At 64.6% G+C, this 917-nt stretch carries 1 protein-coding gene and 1 pseudogene; one reads left to right on the top strand and one right to left on the bottom strand.

Annotation, left to right across the window (positions count from 1 at the left end):
• Nucleotides 1-157: pseudogene (locus BHQ40_RS26825) on the top strand (ATP-binding protein); the annotation flags it as partial.
• Nucleotides 158-389: 232 nt separating this feature from the next.
• Here the strand turns inward: BHQ40_RS26825 and BHQ40_RS24795 are convergent.
• Entirely contained in the window at nucleotides 390-743 is a 354-nt protein-coding gene (locus BHQ40_RS24795) for an endonuclease domain-containing protein (protein ID WP_070158316.1), read from the bottom strand.
• Between the last annotated feature and the right edge of the window lie 174 nt (nucleotides 744-917).

The following is a 917-nucleotide window of genomic DNA, read 5'->3' as shown; positions in this document are numbered from 1 at the left end:
GTTTCCGGCGCTGGAGGACGAGATGTGCGGGCTGGTGCGCGGCGGCGGTTATGAAGGGCCGGGCCGCTCGCCGGATCGCGCCGACGCGCTGGTATGGGCGCTGAGCGAACTGATGCTGGGGAAGCGGGGTGGTGTGCCGAGGGTCAGGGGGGTGTGAGGTTTGGGGGGGCTGCTTTGGATAGCGCGGAACCCCTCTCCAAGTTGCGCCAGGCGGCAAGCCGCCAAGCTTCACTATCTCTCCCAAGGGAGAGGGTTTGGTGCCGATGGCATCGTTTTTCTCCCTCTCCCACAGGGAGAGGCGTTCAAGTGGCTGTCCGTTGTTCTCCTCTCCTGTGGGGAGAGGTAGCGGAGGTTGGCGGCTTGCCGCCTACCGAAGCTGGGAGAGGGGATCAGCGGCCTGTGGCGATATGCAGGGCGCGCCGGATGTCCTGCAGCACGCCTTCGATATTGTGCAGCACGTCATGATTCCAGAAGCGCAGGACCGTGTAGCCTTGCGATTGCAGGATGGCGGTGCGGTCGGCGTCGGCGGATGACTCCGCATGCTGACCGCCATCGACTTCTATGACGAGCCGGGCGCGGTCGCACAGGAAATCGGCGATATGATTGCCGACGGGCGCCTGGCGTTTGAATTTATGCCCGTCAAGGCGGTGAGCGCGCAGGTGATGCCAGAGGCGTTTCTCCGCGTCGGTCGGATCAGAGCGGAGGGTTCGGGACAGGCGGGTGAGGGGTTTTGCATCGGGCATGGCGGGAAGCCCCTCTCCAACTGCGACTAGGGCCGGTGGCCCAAGTCTCCGTATCCTCTCCCCAGGGAGAGGGGAAGCTGGGAGAGGGGATCAGCGGCCCCACTTGGAAGGGAAAGAGTCCAATGAAATTCTTCGGAACGAAGGCCGCGCGGGCTTCTGCGCGGCCGGCTTTGT

Origin of the sequence: Sphingobium phenoxybenzoativorans, assembly GCF_001757355.1 — a bacterium.
GTDB lineage: Bacteria > Pseudomonadota > Alphaproteobacteria > Sphingomonadales > Sphingomonadaceae > Sphingobium > Sphingobium phenoxybenzoativorans.
The sequence above is the reverse complement of the archived record's forward strand: the minus strand, read 5'-3'. Positions and strand labels throughout refer to the sequence as shown.